Origin of the sequence: Paraburkholderia sp. WS6 (genome assembly GCF_030464835.1) — a bacterium.
GTDB classification, from domain to species: domain Bacteria; phylum Pseudomonadota; class Gammaproteobacteria; order Burkholderiales; family Burkholderiaceae; genus Paraburkholderia; species Paraburkholderia madseniana.
This window is the reverse complement of record NZ_JALQCK010000036.1, coordinates 18,843-41,758: the sequence shown is the minus strand read 5'-3', so window position 1 is coordinate 41,758 and position 22,916 is coordinate 18,843. Positions and strand designations below refer to the sequence as shown.

General features: G+C 59.5%; 20 protein-coding genes. 14 read left to right on the top strand and 6 right to left on the bottom strand.

The window, feature by feature from the left end; translation table 11 throughout:
• Positions 1 to 135: 135 nt before the first annotated feature.
• A complete protein-coding gene (locus tag M0D64_RS32470; RefSeq protein ID WP_266260811.1) occupies positions 136 to 969 on the bottom strand; it encodes a hypothetical protein in 834 nt (277 codons plus the stop codon).
• A gap of 21 nt (positions 970 to 990) precedes the next feature.
• Positions 991 to 1,347, bottom strand: a complete 357-nt coding sequence (locus tag M0D64_RS32465) for a hypothetical protein (RefSeq protein WP_266260810.1) — start codon at positions 1,345 to 1,347, stop codon at positions 991 to 993.
• Positions 1,348 to 1,616: 269 nt separating this feature from the next.
• Between M0D64_RS32465 and M0D64_RS32460 the strand changes: the two genes are divergently transcribed.
• From M0D64_RS32460 to M0D64_RS32445, 4 genes are read left to right on the top strand one after another with little or no spacing between them, the layout of a single operon-like run.
• Entirely contained in the window at positions 1,617 to 2,276 is a 660-nt protein-coding gene (locus M0D64_RS32460; protein WP_266240833.1) for a hypothetical protein, read from the top strand.
• A gap of 36 nt (positions 2,277 to 2,312) precedes the next feature.
• Positions 2,313 to 2,906 (top strand): hypothetical protein, encoded by a 594-nt coding sequence (locus tag M0D64_RS32455; protein WP_266240834.1) that lies wholly within the window; start codon positions 2,313 to 2,315, stop codon positions 2,904 to 2,906.
• A gap of 31 nt (positions 2,907 to 2,937) precedes the next feature.
• Positions 2,938 to 3,417: a hypothetical protein gene (locus tag M0D64_RS32450; protein WP_266240835.1), complete on the top strand. Its 480-nt coding sequence runs from the start codon at positions 2,938 to 2,940 to the stop codon at positions 3,415 to 3,417.
• Positions 3,414 to 4,631 carry a tyrosine-type recombinase/integrase gene (locus tag M0D64_RS32445; RefSeq protein WP_266240836.1) on the top strand — a complete coding sequence of 406 codons (1,218 nt, stop codon included), beginning with the start codon at positions 3,414 to 3,416 and terminating at the stop codon, positions 4,629 to 4,631. The genes M0D64_RS32450 and M0D64_RS32445 overlap by 4 nt, the downstream gene beginning before the upstream one ends.
• Before the next feature lie 453 nt (positions 4,632 to 5,084).
• Here M0D64_RS32445 and M0D64_RS32440 read toward each other — a convergent pair whose 3' ends face one another.
• Both M0D64_RS32440 and M0D64_RS32435 read right to left on the bottom strand, forming a co-directional pair.
• On the bottom strand, positions 5,085 to 6,059 hold the full coding sequence (locus tag M0D64_RS32440) for a ParB/RepB/Spo0J family partition protein (protein WP_266240837.1): 975 nt from the start codon (positions 6,057 to 6,059) through the stop codon (positions 5,085 to 5,087).
• Entirely contained in the window at positions 6,056 to 7,273 is a 1,218-nt protein-coding gene (locus M0D64_RS32435) for a ParA family protein (RefSeq protein WP_266240862.1), read from the bottom strand. Before M0D64_RS32435 ends, M0D64_RS32440 begins: the two co-directional genes overlap by 4 nt.
• Before the next feature lie 1,230 nt (positions 7,274 to 8,503).
• On the opposite strand from M0D64_RS32435, the gene M0D64_RS32430 reads away from it, so the two are divergent.
• The 10 genes from M0D64_RS32430 to M0D64_RS32385 all read left to right on the top strand — a co-directional run bounded on the left by M0D64_RS32430 (position 8,504) and on the right by M0D64_RS32385 (position 21,575).
• Positions 8,504 to 9,997 carry a replication initiation protein gene (locus M0D64_RS32430; RefSeq protein ID WP_266240838.1) on the top strand — a complete coding sequence of 498 codons (1,494 nt, stop codon included), beginning with the start codon at positions 8,504 to 8,506 and terminating at the stop codon, positions 9,995 to 9,997.
• An 838-nt stretch (positions 9,998 to 10,835) separates the two neighbouring features.
• Positions 10,836 to 11,342: a hypothetical protein gene (locus tag M0D64_RS32425; protein ID WP_266240839.1), complete on the top strand. Its 507-nt coding sequence runs from the start codon at positions 10,836 to 10,838 to the stop codon at positions 11,340 to 11,342.
• Positions 11,343 to 11,417: 75 nt separating this feature from the next.
• Complete coding sequence (locus M0D64_RS32420; protein ID WP_266240840.1) at positions 11,418 to 13,394, top strand: diguanylate cyclase; 1,977 nt, start codon at positions 11,418 to 11,420, stop codon at positions 13,392 to 13,394.
• A gap of 17 nt (positions 13,395 to 13,411) precedes the next feature.
• A complete protein-coding gene (locus M0D64_RS32415; protein ID WP_266240841.1) occupies positions 13,412 to 14,446 on the top strand; it encodes an autoinducer binding domain-containing protein in 1,035 nt (344 codons plus the stop codon).
• A gap of 1,261 nt (positions 14,447 to 15,707) precedes the next feature.
• Entirely contained in the window at positions 15,708 to 16,109 is a 402-nt protein-coding gene (locus M0D64_RS32410) for a hypothetical protein (protein ID WP_266240842.1), read from the top strand.
• Between the two features lie 13 nt (positions 16,110 to 16,122).
• Positions 16,123 to 16,887, top strand: coding sequence for a ParA family protein (locus M0D64_RS32405; RefSeq protein WP_266240843.1), 765 nt, complete (start codon positions 16,123 to 16,125; stop codon positions 16,885 to 16,887).
• An 18-nt stretch (positions 16,888 to 16,905) separates the two neighbouring features.
• Positions 16,906 to 18,252, top strand: a complete 1,347-nt coding sequence (locus M0D64_RS32400; protein ID WP_266240844.1) for a ParB N-terminal domain-containing protein — start codon at positions 16,906 to 16,908, stop codon at positions 18,250 to 18,252.
• A gap of 64 nt (positions 18,253 to 18,316) precedes the next feature.
• Positions 18,317 to 18,736, top strand: coding sequence for a TrfB-related DNA-binding protein (locus M0D64_RS32395; protein WP_266240845.1), 420 nt, complete (start codon positions 18,317 to 18,319; stop codon positions 18,734 to 18,736).
• 20 nt (positions 18,737 to 18,756) lie between these two features.
• Positions 18,757 to 19,917, top strand: a complete 1,161-nt coding sequence (locus tag M0D64_RS32390) for a replication initiator protein A (RefSeq protein WP_266240846.1) — start codon at positions 18,757 to 18,759, stop codon at positions 19,915 to 19,917.
• Positions 19,918 to 21,296: 1,379 nt separating this feature from the next.
• Positions 21,297 to 21,575 (top strand): hypothetical protein, encoded by a 279-nt coding sequence (locus M0D64_RS32385; RefSeq protein ID WP_266240847.1) that lies wholly within the window; start codon positions 21,297 to 21,299, stop codon positions 21,573 to 21,575.
• A gap of 130 nt (positions 21,576 to 21,705) precedes the next feature.
• Here the strand turns inward: M0D64_RS32385 and M0D64_RS32380 are convergent, their stop codons facing one another.
• Both M0D64_RS32380 and M0D64_RS32375 read right to left on the bottom strand, forming a co-directional pair.
• On the bottom strand, positions 21,706 to 22,056 hold the full coding sequence (locus tag M0D64_RS32380; protein WP_266240848.1) for a hypothetical protein: 351 nt from the start codon (positions 22,054 to 22,056) through the stop codon (positions 21,706 to 21,708).
• Positions 22,019 to 22,726: a hypothetical protein gene (locus M0D64_RS32375; RefSeq protein WP_266240849.1), complete on the bottom strand. Its 708-nt coding sequence runs from the start codon at positions 22,724 to 22,726 to the stop codon at positions 22,019 to 22,021. Before M0D64_RS32375 ends, M0D64_RS32380 begins: the two co-directional genes overlap by 38 nt.
• Between the last annotated feature and the right edge of the window lie 190 nt (positions 22,727 to 22,916).

Sequence of the window (22,916 nt, the reverse complement as noted above, 5' to 3'; positions counted from 1 at the left end):
GTGAAAAGCCACCCTCTTCGCCGTCAGATACCAAATCGCCACATCTGATGACTGGAGTAATCACCAACCGGCACCTCCGGCTGGAACCCGCGCACCGGCCCGATGCGTGGCTAACCGCGCCGGCGTGCCGCGCGCTCAGCGACTCCCGGGCGGGCGGGTCGACAGGGTGCGCCGGTACTGGTCGACTTCGAGCAGCAGATGGTCAATCCGCTCGCGCAGCTGGCCATTCTGCGCGCGCAGCGCGTCCGCCTCCCCGCTCGCCTGCAGCCGCACGGCATCGTTCTGCATCTTGAGAAACCGCTCGGTGCCGGCCAGCTGCGTGGCCGTCTGCGCGAGGGTCGTTGCGCCGACGCCGGCGCGTTCGATCGACGCGTGCAGCTCGCCGAGCAGCCGGTTCACGTGTTTACCGGCCAGATCCCGTGCCGCATGCGCTTCGCCGAGTTCGCGGTGCAGCTGCGCATTGTCCTGCTCAAGCCGCCGGATCCGCGCATGGGCATCTTCCAGCGCCGCCTGCAGCAGCGGCTTCTGCGCCATCGCGTTCGCATCACCACGATCCGGCGCGGCGCCGCCCGCATGCCCGTTCCCCCGCTCGCGCTGTGACGCGTACCACGGCGCGAGCGCCTCGCGCACCACGGGAGCCAGCGCCTGTCGCATCAGCTCAAGATCGACCGGGCGGTTCTCCGCACTGCCCTGCGGCGCCATCGGGGCGAGCGCCTGCGCGCGCAGGATGGCCTGCTGGACCGTCGGCGCACTCGGATGGCGCTGCACGCCGACCTGCGGCGCGACATCGCGCAGCAGCCGGCTGTAGGTGGTCGCGCCAAACACGCGACCGCTAATGGCCCGGACTTCGGCGATCAGCCCATCCAGAAAGCGCGCGTTGTCGCGCGGGAAATCCCGGTCGATCGCGGCGATGCCATTCATGATCGCGAGCAGTTGCGCATCGCTCCATTCAATCCGGGGTCGGCCCATTGTTCAGCTCCTCGGGGTCCGTCAGAAAAGATCGCCCTGCCGCGGATCGCGCGCAGGGGGTTTTGATGCCTTCACGGGGCGCGCCGACTGGCGCCGCGGCTTCACGCGCCGCAGATGCGCGATGAGCCGGACCGGCACGCCCTCGGCCAGCAGTGTCAGGCTGAAAAGCCCAGTCTCCCCCGGCGGCGCCGCGCCCGGGTTGCCCCCTGCGGCACGCAGCGATGGTTGAAGGGCTCGACGGCGGGCGCGCGCGACCAGCTGCGCGCGGCTCATGCCGGGCCAGCACTCGGCCACCAGCCGCTTCACCGCGTCGGGCAGGGAATCCGGCGCGAACCCGGCCGGCAGTCCCAGCGCGACCAGTTCGAACGTGTCAGCCATGGGCGCCCCGCCCTGCCCTCGCCGCGGTCCTCGCCCCAGCACACCCGTTGCCCATCACCTGCCGCTGTCCGTCCATCCGCCTACCCGCCTGGTGTGTTCTGTGATGCCGCCGATTCTGCCATAGTCGGCGTTATTTTTACTATCGTATTTATTACTCTACTTTTATCTAGTCGACATTACCGCCATAATGTTCAGTAACTTGCATGGGGGTTTATACAGCCCCGACTCAAAGCTAACATAGGGTTTACCCTTATTTTTCCGGAGTGTGTATGATCACCGTTCACCGTGAGTTCGACGGCGTGCGCATCGAGGGCAATCAATATGCAGTCTGGATTCACCCGCTGTCCGACTGGCGCGAGCCCGGTGACGCGACGCTGTCGATCGGCGTCGACGCGATCTCGCCCCGCTGGGAAGGTTGGGCGCGACTGACGTCCGACGTGCCGCACGAGTTTGCCGCTGGCGACGTCGAGCTGCTCGAAACGGTCGCCGGCGACGAGCTGCGCTGCCTGTGCGCGCCGCACGCCGACACGCCGGCGTACCGGCCAGGCTTCGTGGTCACGCTGGAACCCGGCATGCGTGCCTTCCTCGAGACCGAGCTGCCGCGCGTCGAGCGTGTCACGCACCTGGCTGCGGCCCTGCGCACGGCCGTCGAGCCGCACCTGGGCCGGACGCTGCCGGAGTACGGGTGGACGACGTTGCTGCCACACGAACGGTCGGCGCTGGTGGCGATCGCCGCGCGTGACGTGCTGAACGGTTACCCTCCCGCAGACGCGATGAAGTACGCCGTGATGCTGCACGACGGCCGCTGGGGGTTTTCCGACGAAGGGGACGATCCGCAGTACGCCGAACTCGGCGCCGCGCTGCGTCAACCCGACGTGACGGCCCTGCTCACGTCGGCGGCAGCGCCGACGGCCGCCGACGCGCGGTGAAGTCATTTCCCACCTTTCCAACCACCTGCCCACACCATGACGATTACTGCCTTTGGCCCCGTTGAAACCGGCCTCCACGTCTCTTCCTTCAGTCTGGCGATCCCCGGAACCCCCGCCTCGCTCTCGTTCCGGGACAAGGATCTCGGCCCGGCCCCGGCGGTCCTGCGCCCCCTGCGCGACGGCCAGATGGTGTCGAGCAGCGAGCTGTACACGCTGCTGCCCGGCCTCGCCGGGGTGGACTGGAAACCCGTCAACGCGACCAACATGGACGGGCTCCGGCGCGACTGGATCGCCTATCTGGACGACGTGCGCGTCAACCTGACCGTAAACGGCCCGACCGACCAGGCTGCCGTCGACGCAGCGCTGGAAGCGGCGGCTGACGCGCTGACGGCCTCGCTGCAGCTCGCCCGCGACGCAATGACCGGTTACTGGCTGGTCACGGCAGGCGACCAGGCGTTCACGGCCTTCGTCCGGCCGGATAACAGCTGGTGGGTCGCAGAAGCGCTGCCGGCCACCGCGGCCCACCGGGTATCGAGAGTGAAGGCGTTTCAGGTCGACGCCGATCCGCATGCGGCGCTTGCCGCCTGGGCGGCCACGCAGGGCCAGCCTGTCACCATCACGCCACGCTAGGCGCCCGGCCGCGCCGCAGGAGGTCGCCCCGATGAACAACCTGGTCACACACAGCCAGCCACCCGGCAATCCGTTCGTCGCGCTCGGCGCCGCACTGCTGGCGAAGCTGGAGAGCGAACAGCCGGATTTTGCGCAGCTGCACGGCCCGGCGTCGCCGGCAGGCCGCCCGGACAGGACGTTCTGTCATGACCTGGCCGACCGCTGGGCCGGCGCACACCCGGGCGACGTCGTGCTGCGCGGCTGGCTGCTCGACGCCCAGGGCGATCCGGCCACGCACGCGCCCTACCGTTTCGTCGCCCACTCGGTCGTGCTGACGGCGCGCGGCGAGATGGTCGACGTGACGCTGCCGGATTCTGAGCGATCGCGGCGTTTTCTCGCGCATCCGTACGACGTTTGCGGGTTCTTCGGGATTCTGGTCAGCCCGCCGCTGGCCAGCGTGCTGGAGGTTTTCGTCGCCCCGCCCGCGATCAGCATTGGCGCCGGCGGCACGCCGTCCGGGGACGCTCCTTGAACGATCGCGTCCCGCCCCTCCCGCCCCCCGACGGCACGCGCTCCTCTGTCGGGCGCGTGCCGGACACACCGAATCGCGTGCAAAGCCCGATCCTGCCGCCGGACCTATCGGACGAGGACGTCGTTGCTCGGTGGCTTCGGGCCAAGGCAACCGGGCGCGGCCGCCTCTCTCCCACGACGCTCGAACAGTACCGCACCGAGGCCGAGCGGCTGTTCTGGTACGCGCGGCAGACCGGCGCCACAGTCTCCAGCTGGACAATGGACGAATTCGCGTCGTATCTCGCGTTCCTGCAAGCCCCTGCTTCATGGGCGATCCGCCGGCCGGGGGTTCGCCGCGGATCATCAGATTGGCGGCCATTCCTCAAACCGCTCAGCGACCGGTCCGCTGGACAGACCCAGAAGATCGTCACGTCTCTATTCGACTGGATGCGCGACGTTGGCTACCTGCAGTTGAATCCGGCGACCGGGATGCCGACCGTGGGCCGTCGTCAGCCGGAAAAACAGGCGCGCTTTCTGGCGCCGGACGACACAGCCCTGATCCGCGAGGTGATCGCCGCACGGCCAGAACTGTCCCGTGAAGCCCGTCTGGCGAAAGCGCGCGACCTGTTCGCGGTCGATCTGTTCGAACGCACAGGCCTGCGCACCACCGAGGCGGTTCGCTGTGTCATGGGTCACGTGCGCATCGAAACTGTCTCCCCCGAACTGCGGCGCGAGTTTCCCGACGCTCCGCCATTCCAGTGGTTGCTGCGCGTCGAGCGCGGTAAGGGCGGCAAGGCGCGCTGGGTGCCCTGCGATGAGATCGCGCTGTCACTTCAGGCCTACCGCATGGCCTATGGACTGCCGCCCGTGCCAGCGCCGGACGAAACCTTGCCCCTGCTGCTTTCGCTACGTCGCACGCGCTTCGGGAACTGGAAAGGACTGCGCAGCCGGACGACAGTCTGGAACCTGATTACGGGCCTGTGTGCAGAAGCGTTGGTCTACGCGCGCGCCCACCTACGTCGCGTCGATGCGGAGCGGTTTGAAGCCGCCTCCACCCACTGGCTCCGCCACTCCTATGCGAAAGGGTTGGCAACCGCGGTTGGCAACGGGCTCGACGCGCGCGCCGCGTTGGAGAACATGGGCCATGCCGATATGCGGACCTTCAATCAGTACGTCGACGACGAGCCAATGAAGAGAGCGCTGGCTACATCCCACGCCCGACGAAACGCCCGTTGAGGCGGGCGTTTCGTCGGCCTCCAAATACTTCCGCGGACCGAACCTCGACAACGGTCGAGATAACACTAGAAAGGACACGACTATGGGTGGCCGCCATGCCATGAAGGCCATCACCGGCCCGACTGGCGTTCCGGATCTTCTGCCGGCACGCACGCGCTCAGGAACGCCACTCGCCCGTGATCCGTCGAAATGGGGCGCGTAGCGGGGCGGTAGCCACGAACCATCATTGCCGCGGCGCCCCTCGCCGATCGCGCGCCAACGCTCGAAGTAGTTTAATTGTCGCGCCGAGAGTAGTTTCGGTGTGTCAGTAATACTGACACCGCAATTCTGTAAGACTCGGACACCTCTGGCGACCACTTAGAGTGTCAGTATTACTGACACCGAGGGTAGCCTCGACTGAAGACAAAAATGCCCGCTCGCGGCGGGCTCTTCCATAGGGGGCACGCCTGATGCTCAGCGCGGTTCACCCTTGTACAGTTCACTAATGAGCTGTCTTATTCGAGTCTCCTGCGCCTCGGTTAATGACCCGGTCTTGATCTTGACCGTGAAATTGTTGACATCCTTGGTAATGCTTCCGGCCTGATCCTTGCCGGCGAAAAACTTCTCAATGAGGCGCTCCCGCGCCGCAGTCCCAGTCGCGCGACGTGTAACCATCGCGACAATGGCGGGAGCGAATTTGCCTTGCGCCAGCTCGCCTTTGACCACGTCGGGCCACAGCTCCTGCGCAGCGCCTTCAGCCTCCGCACCGTGCCTTTTCAGAGCAGAAACAACTTCCTCAGCGGCGTTGCACCCGAGAAGAGCAGGCTGCAGATCTAGATCCTTCTTGATGAAGTCAGGCAAATTTTGAAACGCGAGAAACTGGTATAGGCCCGTGCGCGATAGGCCCAGTGACTCCGCCAACCGCTTGCGGCTTGGAAACTCAGTCTCAGACCGGCGGATGGAGATGGCCACCTCATAGTCAGAAAGGTCGTCCCGTCCCAGATTCTCGACAAGCGCCAAGACAATCATTTCTTGGTCGGAGCACTCGATCACTACTGTCTTGATGTTCTCAAGCCCGAGCATCTTATGTGACCGCCAGCGGCGTTCCCCCGCGACAATCTGGTACGCCGACTCGACGCGCCGAACAACGATGGGCTGCATAAGTCCCACTTCGCGAATCGATTCCGCCAGCTCAGAGAGTTTGGCTTCATTGAATACCCGCCGCGGCTGCCACGGATTCGGCACGATCGCGGAAACAGGCAATTGCGACGAGGTGCCCGTCGACTCGAGTTCCTGGACCCTCAATTGCGCGGCCGCCAACGCCCCGGCCATACCCGGCGCGGTCTCTGTACGACTCGCGCGCCGGCCGGCGTCAGGAGTTCTTTCCGCTGTCGAGCGAAGACCCGCGGTCTTTGCCAGCATCTGGTCACGAATATTGCCATTGCTCATTGTGCTGGCCTCCATTGTTGGACGAACATGTCATCGACCCATCGGCAGTAGTCGACGAGCGGCTGTTTTACCCGCGCCAAGGACTTGGCTTGGCTGTGCGAGCTGCTGATATCGAATACGGTTGTGAACGCAAGCGCCCCCGAACTCATCACGGAACTAGCTGGAACCTCGAACTGGGACAGCCAGTGCCGGTAAGCGCCTTGAGCCCACGTCCGCACGACAGGCGCCGCGGAAGTGGTACTGTAATTCACCCGCGTCAGCAAGACGGACACGAAGTCATACTTCTTATTAGATTCGTATTTGATAAAGGACTTGGCAACGTCGGAGAAAAGCCGCCAAAACGATAGTGAACTGAAAAAGTCGAGATTCTCCGGAACCATGGGCATGACCATCGCATCCGCGGCTAAAAGGGCGTTCAAATTCAGGTACGAAAGGGAAGGCGACGTGTCTAGGATGATGTAGTCGTAGTGCTTGCGTAAAGGCGCAAGCCCGTCTCGCAGCACCTGCCAGAATTTGAAGCCGGGAATCTTCATCTGCATCGCTGGAAGGTGATATTCGGCACCGACTAGCTCCGTATGAGCAGGGATGATGTCTATCCCATCCCAATAAGTCTTCTGCACTTTCGCCAGCAGGCCGCCCTCCACATTTTGGTCATAGATATATGGGAGCACTGTGTCGTCAGCGAAGACTTCCTTCTCAGCATATAAGCCACATAACTCCGAAAGGGAAGCTTGGGGGTCGAGGTCAACTACGGCAACCTTTCTTCCACGCAAGGTCAGCCCTTGGGCAATACACATGGCTGACGTAGTCTTGGCCGAGCCGCCCTTGAGTTGGGAAGTAACGATCACTTTGCCCTCAAAGTCACTCGGTCCAACTACCAGTGGTGTCTGGTAGATGTCCGATACCTTTTGCACCCAGTTTCGAGCCTCAACCAATGTGAATAGCCGACTACGGCTTCGCCCGGTGCCCGTGGACTGCCCCTCGGGCAAGACGCCGTCTCCCTTCGTTGCAAGGTATTGCACTTGCTGGCGCGTCAACCCACACAGGTCAGCGACTTCTCCCGTAGTGAACACCGGTGCTTCCTTGCGCGGGCGCGGCGCCAGAATCTGGTCTCGCAACTCAGTTGCGTAATCGGTGACGACGTCGGCGAAATCGGAGATTTCCTCAAGCGTCACGGTTCGGTCTATCGGCATCGGTTGACTGACATTGGCCATTTCTGAGTTTTCCCTGAAAATTGAAGCTAAACGGAGAATACAGGAAAAACACAAAAACATGCTTTTTTCATCGCCTGAACCCTGAAGAGTCACGCGTAAGCCACTGTTTTCTATATGGTCGGGCGCGCAGACCGGCAGCAGACAGCCGATAAATGGTCGCCGTTACCGGTACAAAATCTCTCACCTTTGAAGAGCAACACGAGTTCACGTTGAGGGTATTTAGGTCGAGCAGCAAGAAACGACGCGATCGGTCTGCTGCCCCAGCTGGGACAGATCAGACATGCTGTTCTAGGAAAACTGGCCTGCGTCACTAGAACCACCGCTCAACACCGCGTGTCTATAACAATTCCGTCTCCCTAGGCACGAAGCGGAGATAAAGGTGAGAGATTGTGTACCGAATTTGCCCGCCTGCTCGTATAAGAGCAGATTGGGCACGAAGTCTCTCGCCGTCCCACTGAGCGACGGCTAGCCACGGACCCTCGCGCCCGTTGGGCATCGGCGCCTCACTGTAGTCCTGGGAGACCTTGTCCTGTTTGTTCCGCGAGCAATCTCGACGGTAGACCACGCGTACAAAATCTCTCACCTTTCGTGGTGGCACTACGGCAAGGTCCGCCATTCATCTACATCGGCTGCTTCGGGGTCACTAGCACCGTGACGGCGCCAGTTCTACTGGTCGAGCATTCAGTATTGCCGGTTGACAATCCCCCGGGTGAATGTTGCCGTTGTGCTTGCACGCGAGCATCCTCGTACAGAACCTTCAATAAAGCCAATGCTCTGCCCACTCCGTTTGTAAGTTGTCTTATAAAAAAAAACGAACATACATACTAACAAGCGAAACATAAATCTTTAAATATCAATACGTTAAGCCGCGTAGGGTGAGAGTTGATGTCCCAAAGGTGAGAGAAAATGTACCCCTCAGGTGAGGAGTCTCAAGGCTAAACAGTGAGACTCGATTGACCAAAAGGTGAGAGTGGGTGCCGTGGCCCGCTCGGAGGTGAGAGGTTTGGCGGCAGGATTGTGGATAACCGGGTGGAAACCAGCTGGCACAGACCTTTGGAGCGCACATGTCTGAATTGGCGGTGAGACTTGTTGTACCGAAGGTGAGAGATGGTGTACTGCGTCCGTCGCGGGCGCCAAAGGTGAGACGTCCTCATTGACATCTCACCTTTATATGCTTAGAGTTTGCTGAAATTTGGGCTTAAGAATAGCTGCATTTTTCAGGGAACAGGAATGGCCAGCAGCGTCGAACGGCGAGTGACCCCGCTTCAATATGCGCTTGACCTTTTCGTCGAAATGGCGCCCGCACGCGGGTCTATCAACGAGGCCGTCTCTGACAAGGATATCGGCTATCAAAAGAACCGAGTCTTTGCTCGCATTATTGGCCTCGGTCTATCCGCTAGGCGTTTCGTCGACGCCGCCTACTTTATCGTTGCGCAGGACCCTGAGATCCAGGAAGCCTACGATGTCACGCTAAGCTTTTTCAAATGGCTGATGCGCTACGACAGTAAAAACAAGAAGCATTTTTCAAGCGTCATACGTAGCGTCAAGTCGTCCATGCTCGAAGTGACAAGCGCCCCAGTCGTGTCCGTCGATTCGGCTGGACGGATGGTGGAAGAATCCGTCGAAAGAGGTGACGAAAAGGGAAGGGCAGACGACGATGAGGCGGATAAGGACTTGGTGGTTGAGACTGAGGACGGCGACTGGCTTGAGCTCATAGGTCGCGTGAGTGTCAGAAATGGTCGGATTCGATTCAGGGTCCCGGTCGAGCTGCAACGTCTCATCAAGGACCCAGAGAACTCCTACTGGACAAGCCTGCTAATCACTTCGCGATTCACGCTCATCTATGCCCGCGCAATCTACGACCATGTCCTGCCATTCGTTCCGAATGCGGTAACTGAGTGGCTGCCGCTCGACCTCGTTAGAAACCTGCCCGGAAAGTCATGGGCAAACAATGCTGAATTCAAATACTTCAAGCGCGATTATCTAGAGCCAGCCGTTAGCCAAATCAACGAATTGTCTGATATCGAGCTGACGTACGAAACGCGCGCGGGGACACCTGGTTCGAGAAAGAAAGATCAGATTCGTTTCAGGCTCAAGCGCAAGGAAGCATCTGTGGCCTCGAAGGCGGATATGCTCAATTCTGTAGCGCTTTTCATGACACTGCAGAATGACTTCGCGCTGTCCGAAAAACAATTTGAAACAATCGCGCAGAACCGGGCCGTGTGGACCGATGAACGCATTCAACAGGCCATTGAATACACCCGATGGAGAATCCGACAGGGCGACAAGATTAAAACTGCTGCTGGGTACATGATGAAAGCTCTTTCGGACAACTACCGGGTGTCCGAAGCCGATAAACAGATTGAATTGATTCAGGCTCAGCTGGTTGCCGCGACGACGGTTCAAAAGGAGTCAAAGTCCGACATCCAAAAAGCAGTAGCGGACAACTTGGCGGCAGCTAACGCCGCGGCCGAACAGCGTCGACACGACGAGATTCGCCTTGCGCGCGAATACTTTGACACGGCCGACAAGAAGAAACGGGAAGACCTTGTCCGCAAGTTTGTCGCATCGAGCACAATGGGGCTCCGGGCGATTGAACGTCAGATGCTTAAACCTGCCCAGGTAACAGAGGCGAACATCCTGACCTTTCCGGATATCGCCAATACGTTTGGCTCCTTTGTTGCCGGCGAACTGAGAAAGGCCGGACGCGCGCCACGAAAGTAGACTTAAAGTCGCACTACCCGCTCCGAAAGCTGTGAGTCATCGACAGCGAGTAACTTGTCACATTTCCTTAAAAACCCATCAGACCGGGACATCGCCGCGCCCTCAACCGCCGTTCTGGACGGCTTGTTCGAGACAGGCACGGATCAATTCAAACGGAAAGCAGCCGCCCTCGCGAACTAGATGAACGAGGAGCGGTTCGTTTTTACGACAGAGCCGCCGTCGAAGGTGGCAAGATTCGCGGGGCCACTCCCGCGAGCGCACACCGCAGCCTGAATGATCGTCAATCCACAACGTACAACGGGTTGTCTCTGTACCGAACGCCCCAACCGTCCCATCGAGACGGACGCTGGATCACAGGGAAATCGAAAGGTGTTCGCCGCAAGGGTACAAGGCAAACCGCTTTGCAGCGACAAGTCTAGTGGCTTGCTTCAGGTACACACATTTAGCAGGCCCGGAAGGCGACCAATGAGGCAACTCGGTTCGCATAGGCCGAGTCGTCTTGAGCTGATAGGCGCCAGCCGGTGCCGAAAATCCTAAAGAAGTCGCCCGAGTTGCCGTTAGATAGTTGGCCCATCACGCCGGCCCGGAAGAGAGAGTACGAAGTCGATCGCCACGAATTCTCACGCTGAAAGCGTGGTGTAAACCGGCGGCGATGGAGATCAGGTATCCTGCGACCGCTTTAACCTGACCGACTTCCTGCTGACTGCAAAGGGCAGGAGAGTGGTCCCAGCGCCAGGCTATTTTGCCCAAGCTAGGTCCTGGACGCAGTCGCTATCAGCGTGGAAATTTTGTTCATCATGTGAACTGATTGCCATTTTATTTTGTTTGGCATCGGCGTATGCTGACGACCAATTTTTTGCAATCCAGAGCAATACAATTTGGGGCAGGTTTTCGTGGCCCCGCGACATTTGATTGTTCGACCCCGTTGGACGGGATACGGACTCTAGGCAAAGAAATTCGAATGAACCACGAACACCTGGAAGCGTTTCTGTTCGAACGTTTCGGCAGCACAACCCTGCATTGGCTCTTTTCAGCAGACAGCAAGGCACTGCAACTTTCACCCGCGATCACGGCCCCGCCGGCCGCCACCATTGCGCTAGACCGCGAGCAAACCGCCCGCATACGCGCCCTTGGCGATTCGCCGTCCGCAATCTACCTCGAAATCAACCTGTCGGGAGAGCCGCTGCAGCTCTACCTCGTCGGTCGCAGGGACAACGATTTCAGATGGATCGGTGTAGCGTCATCGAAACCCGAGTACGTGCCTGTTCAGGCAGTCGCAAAACTCAGCGAAAGACGCGTGGCGACAAACGTGGTTCCTATCCCAACTCGACGCCAACAGACGTGAATGACGCCTGTCTCCACATCCGCGCGAAATGCGACCGGGATTAGAAACCAACATTGCACGCTTTGAGCCCATCAGATGAAAGACCTACATGACGGGGCAGTCCTGTACAGCCACCTAGGTACCTCCAGTCCGGTATGGAAGCTGACCCGCGAGAGCGACGACTTGTCCCTCTGCAATACAGCGGGCGATCCTGTGGTTGCAATTGAACTGGACGGAACGCAGGCGGAACAGATTCGAAACCTCACGGGCGTCACGTCGGCCATAGTACTCGACGCACACGCGTTCGGCAGGCAAATGCGGCTGCATCTTATTGGGAAAAAGTCGCACGTATCGGAGTGGGCCGGTAGCGCGGCCGCGTTTTGTGACGCTGAGGCGGTTTCTCAAAATCTTTCCCGCGCCCTCGCGTTTGCCGAGCAAGTAGTGTCGGAAGTGAACTCAGCAGTCGTCATCATCGATCAGAACGGGATCATCCAGCGGTTTAACCGCCGGGCGGAAGAATACACGGGTATGAGCGAGGCGAGTGTTATCGGCCTGAGTGCGCACCAGCTCTTCATGTCGGCGCCGGAAAGCGCAGCATCTCAGGGGAACATCGCCAACTTTTTTAATAGCGGGCGACCGTATGAAGTTGAACGAACCATCAATACGGCAAGCGGGCCACGACTCTTTTTTTTTCGCAACAACTTCACGCTGAATCCCGCGTGGACAAGTGAGCGATTCCTCATCTGTTCCGGCATTGATATCACTGACGAACGCCGCGCAACGGCCAGGTTGACCGCCATCGCGAACACGGACCCGCTCACCAACCTGCCGAATCGCTACTTCCTCACAGAAACCCTGAAGACGGAGATACAAAAATCGGGTCCACGCGACCGCGTATCGATACTTTTCATAGACATCGACAACTTCAAGCTGATCAATGACCAACTCGGTCATCAGGTAGGCGACGAGTTGCTCAGCAAGGTGGCCAACCGTCTCCGCGGCGTCCTCGTGAGCGGGGAGCAGCTCATCCGCGTTGGGGGCGACGAATTTGTGGTGCTGATCACGGATGACAGCAGGGAAGCCCGGGCAATTGATGCTGCGAGGCGGATCATCGAAGAACTGAACGTCGTTTTTGTGTTGCACGGGAGGAGCTACTCCGTGCACGTGAGCATCGGCATCGCTTCAATGTCGGCTACCGACGAATCCGAGTTCGAGATCCTCCGCAGGGCTGATCTCGCCATGTACACCGCAAAGGCTACCGGCAAAGCGGCCGGAGCCAGTCACTACTGCGTCCACACTCCCGAATTGTCCGGCAGGGCAGACCGACATATCGAGCAGGTTCAGGCGTTCCAGCAGGCTCTCTTGCAACGTGAGCTTCATATGGAGTTCGTGCCGATTTTCAGCATGCGCACAACCGCACCTGTAGGTTTTCACACCAGCTTAACGTGGCGCCGCGGCGACGAGATCGTGCTAACAGCATCGGAGATCATGCCCCTCGCTGAGCGATCCGGATTGAGCGTGCACGTGAGCGAGTTCATGGTCCAAAGCGCATGTCGCTACCTCGGCGAATACCCGGCCACAGGTGCACAGCTGCCGTACGTATCGCTCGCCGTCTCCACTGCCCAGTTGGCCGAGCTGGACATGGCCGGTAGCCTGGCAGAGTGTCTTACCAGGCACGGGATCGCACCCGATCGCATCCGGCTGAAGATCGGCCCGCTGACCGACAGCAACCAAGAGGGCGAGATAGTAAAAAAAATCAAAGCCATCAGAAGCGGCGGCTCACCGGTCTTCCTCGACATCACCGATGCTGCCCGCTTCGCTGATTTCACCGCGGGGTTGATCGATGGCGTGTGCTTCGGTTCGGGCCTGATCGCACGCGTTCCGTTTGACAGACCCACCTGTGCGGTGCTCAAAGGCGTCATAGGGACATGCGAGGAGTTGGAACTTGGGATCATGATCCACGGCGTCGACAACAGCAGCCAGCTAAGGTGGCTCAAGCAATTCCCCACGCTAGACCTCGAAGGAGCAATCCTGCCGTCTGGATTCGCGCCGCAAACGCCGGACCCAAAGTGAGTGCAGGGTGACCGTCCGTGGCCGAAATTGTTCTAACTGAACCTCCCTCGACACTGCACGAAAGCAGCGACCTCGTCGCCAGTGAGCGCGTGCGCATGCGGCTGTTCGAGGTCACGCCCGGCGTATTCACGCTCGAGCGCGAGCTTACTCGAAGGGACGGCGTCGCGCTGACGCAGGTTATCGACGTACCCAACACGGCGACGCTCCATGATTTCGCCACAGCAGATCCGTACGGACTGCAGCTCGCGCATAGCTACCGGACCATTCAACGCAAATTCGAAACGGCCCTTCGAGAAATCTCTTTCGAGCGCGTTAGCGCGACGGGGTTAGACGCCGAGCAGGCCATCGGAGAACTTGAGAACTGCCGCACAGAAGGCGAGTTGCTCCTGTCGGTCAGAAACGTCGTGACTCTTCTCGGCGGGCGTGAGTTCACTTATAACTGGCTTCGATTCACAGAGCCCGAGCCAGATCGCGCGGACCTCGCAGACGCCCGCTTTCTGGTTGGATGCCGTGCGAGCTGGATCCAGCAGTATGTCGCGAAGCTGTGGTACGTCAGTGATCCGTTCATCCACTACGCGCGGACTCATGTGGCACCGACACGCAGTTCGGCAATCAGCCTGCACCGGCAGGACCATTGGCTTCTTACCGAAGCGCGCGGCCACGGACTTTACAACGGGCTCGTTATCCCGGCTCACGTCCGGGGCAACGAACTGGTCGGACTGCTCTTTGTCACTGCCGCGACCCCTGATGGGGAAGGGGAGGACAAGCTCTGGGAGCGCCGGCAACTCTTTCGTGCGCTATCCGCTGAGTTGCTCGACTGGCACATTGCTCACGTGCGGCGGGAAGCGTTGGAGCAATTCAGGCTAGATGATCAGGAGGCGACCGTGCTCCAGATGCGCCGATGGGGCGACAGCGCCAGGGATATTGCCGATCGCATCGGGGTATCGGAGTCTGTCGCCTACAAGATATTCCAGCGCATCAACGAAAAAATGGGTGTCAATCGAATTTCCGACGCAGTCGCGAAAGCCGCAACGAGCGGAATGATCGACTAGGTACAGTCGTCTCTTTCCCGCATCGCATCCCACGTTTTCCATCGCTCCCTGTCGAATTCCGTCGGGACGCACCGTGTCCGCAAACTCCGCATAACATACGATTGCCAATTTGGCAATCCAGGGCCAGTGCTTGAATTAGCCGCCCGGCATAGCGCAAAGTAACACTAGCGGCAGTTGGCATTTCGTGGGGCAGGGCCTTCAAGTCCTGGTGCGGAAAGCCGACATTCGAGGACCGCAAAACAAAAAACAAGGCTTCACAACATGACCGCACACACTTCGGCTGACCAGTCGCTTGACCAGCGCACTCGCTCGCCTGGCACTCATCTGTCTGAGACGATTCCTGCAAACGCAGCGGAACTCTCACATCACATTTTGAAGCGATAGACCTGTTACTTCGTAGCGGCCGAGCATCGCCCTTTCGGAAATTTCGAGTTCGCCCAGTAACGTCGCAATAACCCTCCACCTCGCGATCGAGTGTTCAACACAGCGATCCGGGAACGATGGGGTAAGCACGCCTGTAGGACTACTAAAGTTGAAGTTCAGTCTCAAAAATAGCTAAAGAAGTCCTCATTGCTGCCGTAAACCAGTTGCCCACTAAAGCAACTCCGCAGCAGGGTCTCTCCAGATACGCCGAGACGCGTTCAAGTTCATTAGTAATCCTTCCGTAAGTTTCGTGACGGTAATTGCTGGCTGAATATCGCCACGTAATACCACCTCTCGTACTCACCGAATTCCAGATATCCCGCTCTCAAGCTGGGTCCTACGTTCGCCGTGGCGCTCTATGTGGCCACGTCCTAAAATTTCGCATGCGAAATTGTGCTCAGTCCGATAACTGCGTAAAATTTTTTGCGTGGTTATAGATCGCTTGACGCAGCAACCCGACAGCAGACACGGATCCCGTTTTTAATCCGTCTCGCGGTTGGCTTCTAATGTTCTGGAATAAGCAAAGCAGATATGAATCCCCGCTACTCCCCGATTTGTCTTGAAGATCCCGTAGTCGGCCTTGCGCGACGCACAGCAGATGAAGCTCACACCGCGTGCATGACGTTACAGAACACGGTCTGACCTGCCGCCCTGGTTGTTAACTTTCCGATGGCCGTGTTAACTTGATTTCATGGCTATCCGGTTTCTCGGACGCTTCTTTTTTTGGCGATCACTTGACGGTCACTTGACCGTCAAGTGATGCGCAAATATGATTCGGTAAACCGTGGCACTGCGCCGCGGGCCGATCCTGTACGCACAGTCAGAAAAAGGGGGCTTCATGACGTCCACCGTTCAATCCCGCATCTACGTGATGCTTGTCGATCTGATTCCTGAAATGGCAAACGGCCGAACTCACTACGCTGCACCGCGACTTGCCAGTGACATGGCAGTCCACTGCACCGTCGACGAGACGCCGGATGGCCATCTGCGCGTACAGATCGCGCACGACCAGCAGCCTCGTGGGACTGCACGCCGTTGTTCATGGCTGTCGTTCGACGTCGATCCGGGCAATGCAGTCGCTCACGTGACCGATTACTACGATGGGGTCCAATACAGCGTCGCAGGCCGCGGCACCGACGCCGCGCGCAACACAGTGAACGTATTTGCCGCTAACTGGCTGGCCGTGTTTAACAGCCTTGGCCGGATGTTCCAGCCTGTCGACCAGATGGTTCAGGCGTGAGGACGAAGCTGATATGAAAAAGTTCAGCGTCGCCAATCAGAAAGGTGGAGTGGGGAAGACCACCGTAGTGCGGCACCTCGCACACAGCGCGATCGAAAGAGGTCTCCGCACGCTTGTTATCGATCTCGATCCCCAAGGAAATCTGACGCGCAGTGTACGAGCAACCCTCCCGGACCCGTCAATGCCTGCGGACCGCTCCGGTGCGCATCTGCTTTTCCAGACGAAAGTCGCCCCGATCCCGCAGAAGATCAACGAGAACCTATCGCTGTTCGCCGGGAACCGCGACCTCACCGCTGTTCTCGAGTGGCCAATCGACTGTGTCGAACACGCCAGGGCACACCTCGCGTCGCTCGATGACCAGTTCGATATCTGCCTGATCGATACGCCGCCGACCATGTGCAATCTGCTTTTCGCTGGAATGATCTGCGCCGATTACCTTGCAATGCCGTGCGACCTCGACGAGGACGCGACCACGGGCCTGCTCGACCTGGCAGATCAGGCCGAGAGAATTCGCGAACATTTCAACCCTGCACTCCAGCTTGTCGGGGTGCTGCTGAACAAGGTTAATAGCCGGCGCGCCTACGACCAGGCTGAACGGATCGCGCTGCGCAATCAATGGGGCGACGTGATTCTCGACGCCGAACTACAAGAACGATCAGCAACCAAGCTGGCAAAGAAGGCTCCGGTTTGGAGAAACCCGCGGGGCGATAGCGATCGACGTGCAGCACGAGAAATGCGCGCGGTCTGTGAGGCGATCTTTACCAAGATCGGATTCTGACCAAGAAGGGACCAAAAAATGGAAGCAGCAGCAACATCAATCAGCAGCCGACTGACGAGCCTTGCGCACATTGCAAGAATGCCTCAAAGCAAGGATCGGGTTCTGCAAGAGAAAGAAGCCGGGGTCCAGCACCGCGACCTTCGCATCGAACAGCTCATCATTCATGAGCAGGATCGCACCGACTTCATTGACGTGATGGACTTTGCCGCGCGACTGAAAATCGCCGGTTCTGTTCACACGCCAATTCTCGTGCGCGATTTGGGCAACGGCGAGTATGAACTCGTCGCGGGCGAACGACGTACCCGTGCGTCGCAAATCAACGGATGGGAAACCATCCCGGCGAAGATCTTCCCGAAAGACACGCCAGATTTCATTCTGCGCCTTTACCAGGTGTCGGAAAACGTCGATCGCAAGTCCCTGACCGTCAGGGAAGTTGCCACCGGGCTCGCGAAGGACGTCGCCACGTACGGCCGGGAAAAAGCCGCGATGCTCTGGACCAGCCCGGGTGGAAAGCAGCGTAGCGAGTCATGGATTTCGAAACACCTGCGCTTCCAGAAATTCGGCCCCGTTACGAGGGCGCTTTTCGACGAAGGCCGGTTCGATGACATCGAGGCAGCAAACAAACTGCACGATCTCGAACTGATCTCGCCTGATATCGCGGAAGAATATGCCGCACAGATGCGCAACGGCACGAAGGTCAGCCGCCTGACACTCGACCTCCGCCTCACCGAACTGCGCACGCCACCACCGGTTCCGGGGAAACCCCGCGTGCAATCGGCACCCCTCGAGGCGCAAACCACCGATGCCATCCCACCGATTCACGGGTTTCCCCCCGTTCCCCCGCGGAACAACCCCGCTGATTCCGCAGCCGAGACATCCGGCATGCAGGCGAATGCCGGGAACGAAACCGGGGCCGAAACCGGAGGTGAAATGTCATCGAAGCCGGCCAACACGATGGCCAGCCTTCCGGCGACCCGGGTTCGCGATGGTCGCAAGCCTGAGGGCGCGTCACGGCAGCGCATTCAGACGCATATGCGCGAGCTCTACGAAACGAGCACCGGAACGATTCCGCGCGCGAGGCAGCTCCGGGCCGACTTTACTCAGGCCAACGCCGACGAAACCGACGTTGACTGGCATCTGTGGGTGGCATTTGCCGACGTGGCCTGCTCGATGCTGATCGGCGTTGGGCAGGAACGCGCGGACGCGCTGCTGAAGCGCCTGAATCTGGAGCTGGAATCACAGACTCCCGTTCAGTTGCTGAACAGCCTGCATCCAACGCTGCGAGCGGGGGTTGCTCCCGATGATTTCAGGTACGATACCGGCCGGGAAATGCATCCCCAGCCGCCCGTGCAATGGGCGCTTTGATCGTCGCGGGGCGCGCGTCGGACGTGCGCTCCCGTCGTGCCCAAACTTACCTGGATCCACCCTCTTGGCAACCTTCCGCTGCACCGAAGAAACCTTTGAAATCATCGACAGGGCTTTCCGCGAACATCGTGAGTCGGTCAACAAGCCGATCCAACCGATCGACAAGCGAACGTCGGCGATCGCACGCGCAGTGGTCGTCAAAGGGTTGCCGCAGGCCGAGGTAGCAAGGAAGTATGAGGTATCAAAGCAATGGGTGAACCAGATCGTCGGAAAGTATTACAAGCTTTACCTGACGACTGGGGCAAGTGGCGCAAAGGACTCTGAATCGTGGATCCGTCGAACCCTGGAAATTCCAGCGGCACTCGCGGCGCCACTAGACCGGTTCCTTCCGCTTGCCAAATCGTGCAAGGACCCGAAGGCGCTCCAGAAAGCGCTGTCTGCCGTAATACGAGCAATTGAGACGCAGTCAGACAAACTGGAGTAGCCGATCTCTCGTTGAGTTACATGGCTACGATCTTAGAGCAGGCGCAGGAAATTCCCGTGGTAGCGTTGGCTGCGCCGGGCAAAACAACGAAGGCACTCCCTCGAACGCTTCCCGACGCGATCGACCTTCGACAGGAACTTGACGACGGCCCATCCATGGCCGACGGAACCAGCATCGACGAGGACGAACCCACACAGTTCGAACTCTTCCAGGGCGAGCGACTCGCAACCGCATGGAAACCGCGCGAGGATCTTCTCTCGCTGGAATTTCCCCTGTTTTCGCTTCAGAAAGGTAAGGACACCCGCCTCCGTATCTACCGTAATGGTGAGAAGATCGTGCAGATCATCCCAAGCGTCGTAGGCGCGGCCAATATCTTCGACAAGGACCTGCTGGTCTACGCGGCCACCCTGATCAGCAAGGCGGCGGACGCCGGGATGCCTATCTCAAGACGGATCCGCTTCAAGGTACGGGATTTTCTCGTCTATACGGGTCGTAGCACCGGCGGACGCTCGTACACCGCCATCGTCGACTCGTGCCGCAGGCTCAAAGGCACCAATATTGAAACCAACTTCATCTCACCAGAAGATGAGGATGAAGACGAAGAGGGCGCGCCCCCGGAAGCCCCAAAAGCTGGACAGACTCTAGAAAAAAAACTCAAAGGTTTCGGCCTGATCACCGACTATGAAGTCACCACCTACACCAGCGGCGGGGAAGGGGCGCTCGAGCTGGAATTGATCCTGTCACGGCAGCTTTACAAAGACTTGCGAAAACGCCGGGTCCTGATGATTCATCACGGCTACTTCAACCTCAACCAGGGCATCCAGAGACGACTGTACGACCTCGCAAAAAAGCACTGTGGCGACAAGCTATGGTGGAAGATCGGGCTGGATAATCTGCACGCGAAAAGCGGCTCGGCACAAGCCCTGAAATATTTTCGCCGTGACGTTGTCGACGTCATGAAGGCCGACTCCCTTCCGGAATTCCACATCGCGATCGACACTGAGAAGGCGATCGTCGTCTTCTTTCGCCGCGACCGCGACAACGTCAAGCAGGACAGGCACCTCCACGCGGCCATTCATCGTGAGATCGTCGCCAAGAAATTGACCCGTTGGTACTACGGGCTGCTGCGCTGGGACTCGCACCTCATGCCGCCGGCACAACACGAGCTGCTGCCCGCCTGACGCAGCGGCGCCCGATGCAACCTGAAGCCCCCTCGAGGGGCTTTTTTGTGTCCCGGTTGCATTTGCTCTGCAGGTCGATCCAACGCCGGCGCAGGCGTTTTATCGTCCCGGCTCTTCAGCGCCACGCGCACGGCCACGACGGCGCCGGTTTGAGTGAGTGATTCTGACAAGAAGAATTGTCCACAGGCGCTATTTTTGACAAATTTATTGCCCCTTTGACAAAAAAAATTGTCCTTAGGCAATTCCGGCCGCACCGGGCCGGGAAGCGAGCAAGAGCGCGCGTCTATCGCACCACCAGACCACAGCGTCTATCGCGCCACCCAACGCAAAATTTTTCAACGGTCCGACGCGTCTATCGGACCACCGTCGGCGCGTCTATCGCGCCACCAACCTTCTCACGCGGCACCCTGAGGAGTCCTGTCCCGCGGGGGATCCGGGATTCTTTAGCCGAAGACACCGTTTTAGAGTCGAAAACCTGGAGCCAGGAAACCGCGCGTCTATCGCACCACCGCTGCAAATTCTGTGGATAAGTTGGCAATCGACGCGTCTTTCGGACCACCAACCGCGTCTATCGCACCACCGCGCGTGCGTCTATCCCGCCACCGGCTTGTGTCGATCGGACCACCGAGCGGCCCCCTTAGCCAATGCTGGTAAGGCTTTGTCCGGCGTGTAAACGCGCGCGGGTGGTTAACTTATTTTTTTAACTTGGTTTTAACTAGGCTTGAAAACACGCCCCACCCTCAGTGAGGGGGCAAGCCCCCGGCCGGGTTCGCCGGCTAAAGCCGGCCCCACCCACCCGGCCACACCCCCAAAGACATATCGTGGCCCCTCCGGGGCAGGCGACGACACACCACCCGAATGCAATCCTCGTCGACCGGCAGGCACTAAGGGCTACGACGGCCGATGGCCGCCGCACCCCTAAGTGCGCGATAAAAGATTTACGGGCGCGCCTGCGTCGCACCCGCAAATCAACGCGCTCGTGTGCTCGCCACTGCCGTGACAACGTGTCGGTCTACCTGGGTTTTAAAACCGAGTTTTGCAGGGAAGGGGGTCGCCCGGCATTGATCTTGCGCATACGGCCGCTGTACAGGGCCGCTGTGGGCCTCTTGTGGTGAAGGTGAGGGGGCAGTGGGGCAAAGCGCTTCGGGCCGGTTCTGATGCGTGAGGGATTCACGCTGACTTTCGGCCGCAACCGATCTGCGCGGCCGGTAGCGCGTCCTGGTAGCTTGCCTGCGGCCGACCACCGGTCGCGAACTGTGCGAAATACGGGCAAAAATGCTCGCGCACCAGGTGTCTATCGCACCACCGGGCTGCAATTTTCCACGAGTGACGACCGCGATATCGGCGGATATACTCGGCGGACACCCCCGCGCGAATCTATGACCGAGCTCCCATACGCATTCACTGACGCTATCGAGGCGATCCTCACGGACAAGACCCGCTCGTGCGAGCTGCTGCTCGACCTGCTCGCTTCGATTGTTCACCCGGACATGGTCTGCAACCTGTTCGTGATGAACGGGATGAACGAACGGGAGAGGGCGCTCGCAAAACGCTGCATTGACTACGCTTTGACGGTTGGTTTAAACCCAGGCGAGTCCAATGCGGTGTACCAGTTCATCAGGCCGAGGCTATCCGCGCGGTTCTGTCACACAGCGTAACGTCTGATCCCCCTTGGAGATTCGACCGCGTCGACGTTCAATTGCGTTCCGCCGGCAGGTCAGCGTGGACATAACGCAGCGCGACGACTGCTTCACCGAACAGTACGAGCAAAGCCGTACCACCAACGATCTATTCCGAGAAGATCTGGTGAGTGACGGCCATAACCACGACCACTGCGGGCTCCGCGTCATGCCCGAGCACACAAAACATCATCGGCATTAGCACGTAACGGAACGCCAGGGAAATGTCCGCGACGTTCGCAAACGCTAAAACACCATGTTCCTCGATATCGCCCACATGCAAACGCTTGCTAAGCGCGGACGCCATTCCCAGGCAGAGGTCAGCCGGATAACCACCCCACTGAAAAGCGATCAGTGCGCCCAACGCCCACCCGCCAAAAATCCCAATCACTGTCGTGACTCTCTGGTCCAACGGCGAGACTTTAAAGCCACCGCGGCCGGCGTTCACCAGCGCGCGCATCCAGCGGCACGTCACGGTGCTCGCGCGGTTCCCAAGCATGGCGAAGGATTTCGAGCAGGTCGCGCGCGATGTTCTCAGTGTCATCGGCCGAAAAATGCAGATCCACGGGGCGCGTGCGATCGACGTCATTCAGCGCCACGCTAAGCGTCACGCTGCGATATCCCGGTGCGTTCGCGTACGTCACGTAGGCAGCTTGATACCTGGCGTTTGGCTCCGGTTCTGGCTCGGGCGGTGGACGCTTGTCGAGATTCCAGTCCGCGATCATCTTTTCCCAGCGATTGCCGCCGTCCGGGAAGTAACGGTGGACCTCGACGTCCGGACGATGGTCCATCCGCAACACCGCCATGCAATGCTCAAACAGGTCATCGTCCAGCGCGCGCAGATCCGTCAGGTCGAAACGGTAGCGGGGGCCGTTGTAAAGGCCCGCGAGAAACTGCGCGACCCGGGCTGATTGCCCGGTGTCAGCCTCGGCGACGCCGAACAGGTGCGCGAGCGAATCGAGGCCCGCATCGCGGTCCTGCGCGCGGATCTCTGCCGCCCGCTGCCCGCTAGTCAGACCACCCCGCGCCTTCGCAAAGAACTCCAGAGTTGTCTGCCGGAATGCCTCGGCGAGATGTTCGGGGACATGCGTGGTCACTTCAACCGTCTTTGGACGTCGAGGAATATTCACAACAGTTCCTTTGAAAATTTCTGGAGGCGTCAGGTCGACATGACGCCGGTGATCTTGACATCCCTTAGAGGGACCGCTAGTCGCCGAGCAGCCGCGCACTGCGCACGACTATCCACGTCGGTTCCTTTGTTCAGATTAGTGACACGGGCAATGAATTCGACCTTGCCCGTCGTTATCGATCCATCCTTGG

Bases quoted from the DNA above. Each gene is read 5' to 3' on its own strand.
- M0D64_RS32385 (WP_266240847.1), top strand. From the start codon at position 21,297: ATGACCGAGCTCCCATACGCATTCACTGACGCTATCGAGGCGATCCTC.
- M0D64_RS32435 (WP_266240862.1), bottom strand. From the start codon at position 7,273: ATGGCCAATGTCAGTCAACCGATGCCGATAGACCGAACCGTGACGCTT.
- M0D64_RS32430 (WP_266240838.1), top strand. From the start codon at position 8,504: ATGGCCAGCAGCGTCGAACGGCGAGTGACCCCGCTTCAATATGCGCTT.
- M0D64_RS32440 (WP_266240837.1), bottom strand. From the start codon at position 6,059: ATGAGCAATGGCAATATTCGTGACCAGATGCTGGCAAAGACCGCGGGT.
- M0D64_RS32400 (WP_266240844.1), top strand. From the start codon at position 16,906: ATGGAAGCAGCAGCAACATCAATCAGCAGCCGACTGACGAGCCTTGCG.
- M0D64_RS32410 (WP_266240842.1), top strand. From the start codon at position 15,708: ATGACGTCCACCGTTCAATCCCGCATCTACGTGATGCTTGTCGATCTG.
- M0D64_RS32390 (WP_266240846.1), top strand. From the start codon at position 18,757: ATGGCTACGATCTTAGAGCAGGCGCAGGAAATTCCCGTGGTAGCGTTG.
- M0D64_RS32405 (WP_266240843.1), top strand. From the start codon at position 16,123: ATGAAAAAGTTCAGCGTCGCCAATCAGAAAGGTGGAGTGGGGAAGACC.
- M0D64_RS32425 (WP_266240839.1), top strand. From the start codon at position 10,836: ATGCTGACGACCAATTTTTTGCAATCCAGAGCAATACAATTTGGGGCA.
- M0D64_RS32450 (WP_266240835.1), top strand. From the start codon at position 2,938: ATGAACAACCTGGTCACACACAGCCAGCCACCCGGCAATCCGTTCGTC.
- M0D64_RS32380 (WP_266240848.1), bottom strand. From the start codon at position 22,056: ATGCGCGCGCTGGTGAACGCCGGCCGCGGTGGCTTTAAAGTCTCGCCG.
- M0D64_RS32470 (WP_266260811.1), bottom strand. From the start codon at position 969: ATGGGCCGACCCCGGATTGAATGGAGCGATGCGCAACTGCTCGCGATC.
- M0D64_RS32455 (WP_266240834.1), top strand. From the start codon at position 2,313: ATGACGATTACTGCCTTTGGCCCCGTTGAAACCGGCCTCCACGTCTCT.
- M0D64_RS32420 (WP_266240840.1), top strand. From the start codon at position 11,418: ATGAAAGACCTACATGACGGGGCAGTCCTGTACAGCCACCTAGGTACC.
- M0D64_RS32465 (WP_266260810.1), bottom strand. From the start codon at position 1,347: ATGGCTGACACGTTCGAACTGGTCGCGCTGGGACTGCCGGCCGGGTTC.
- M0D64_RS32460 (WP_266240833.1), top strand. From the start codon at position 1,617: ATGATCACCGTTCACCGTGAGTTCGACGGCGTGCGCATCGAGGGCAAT.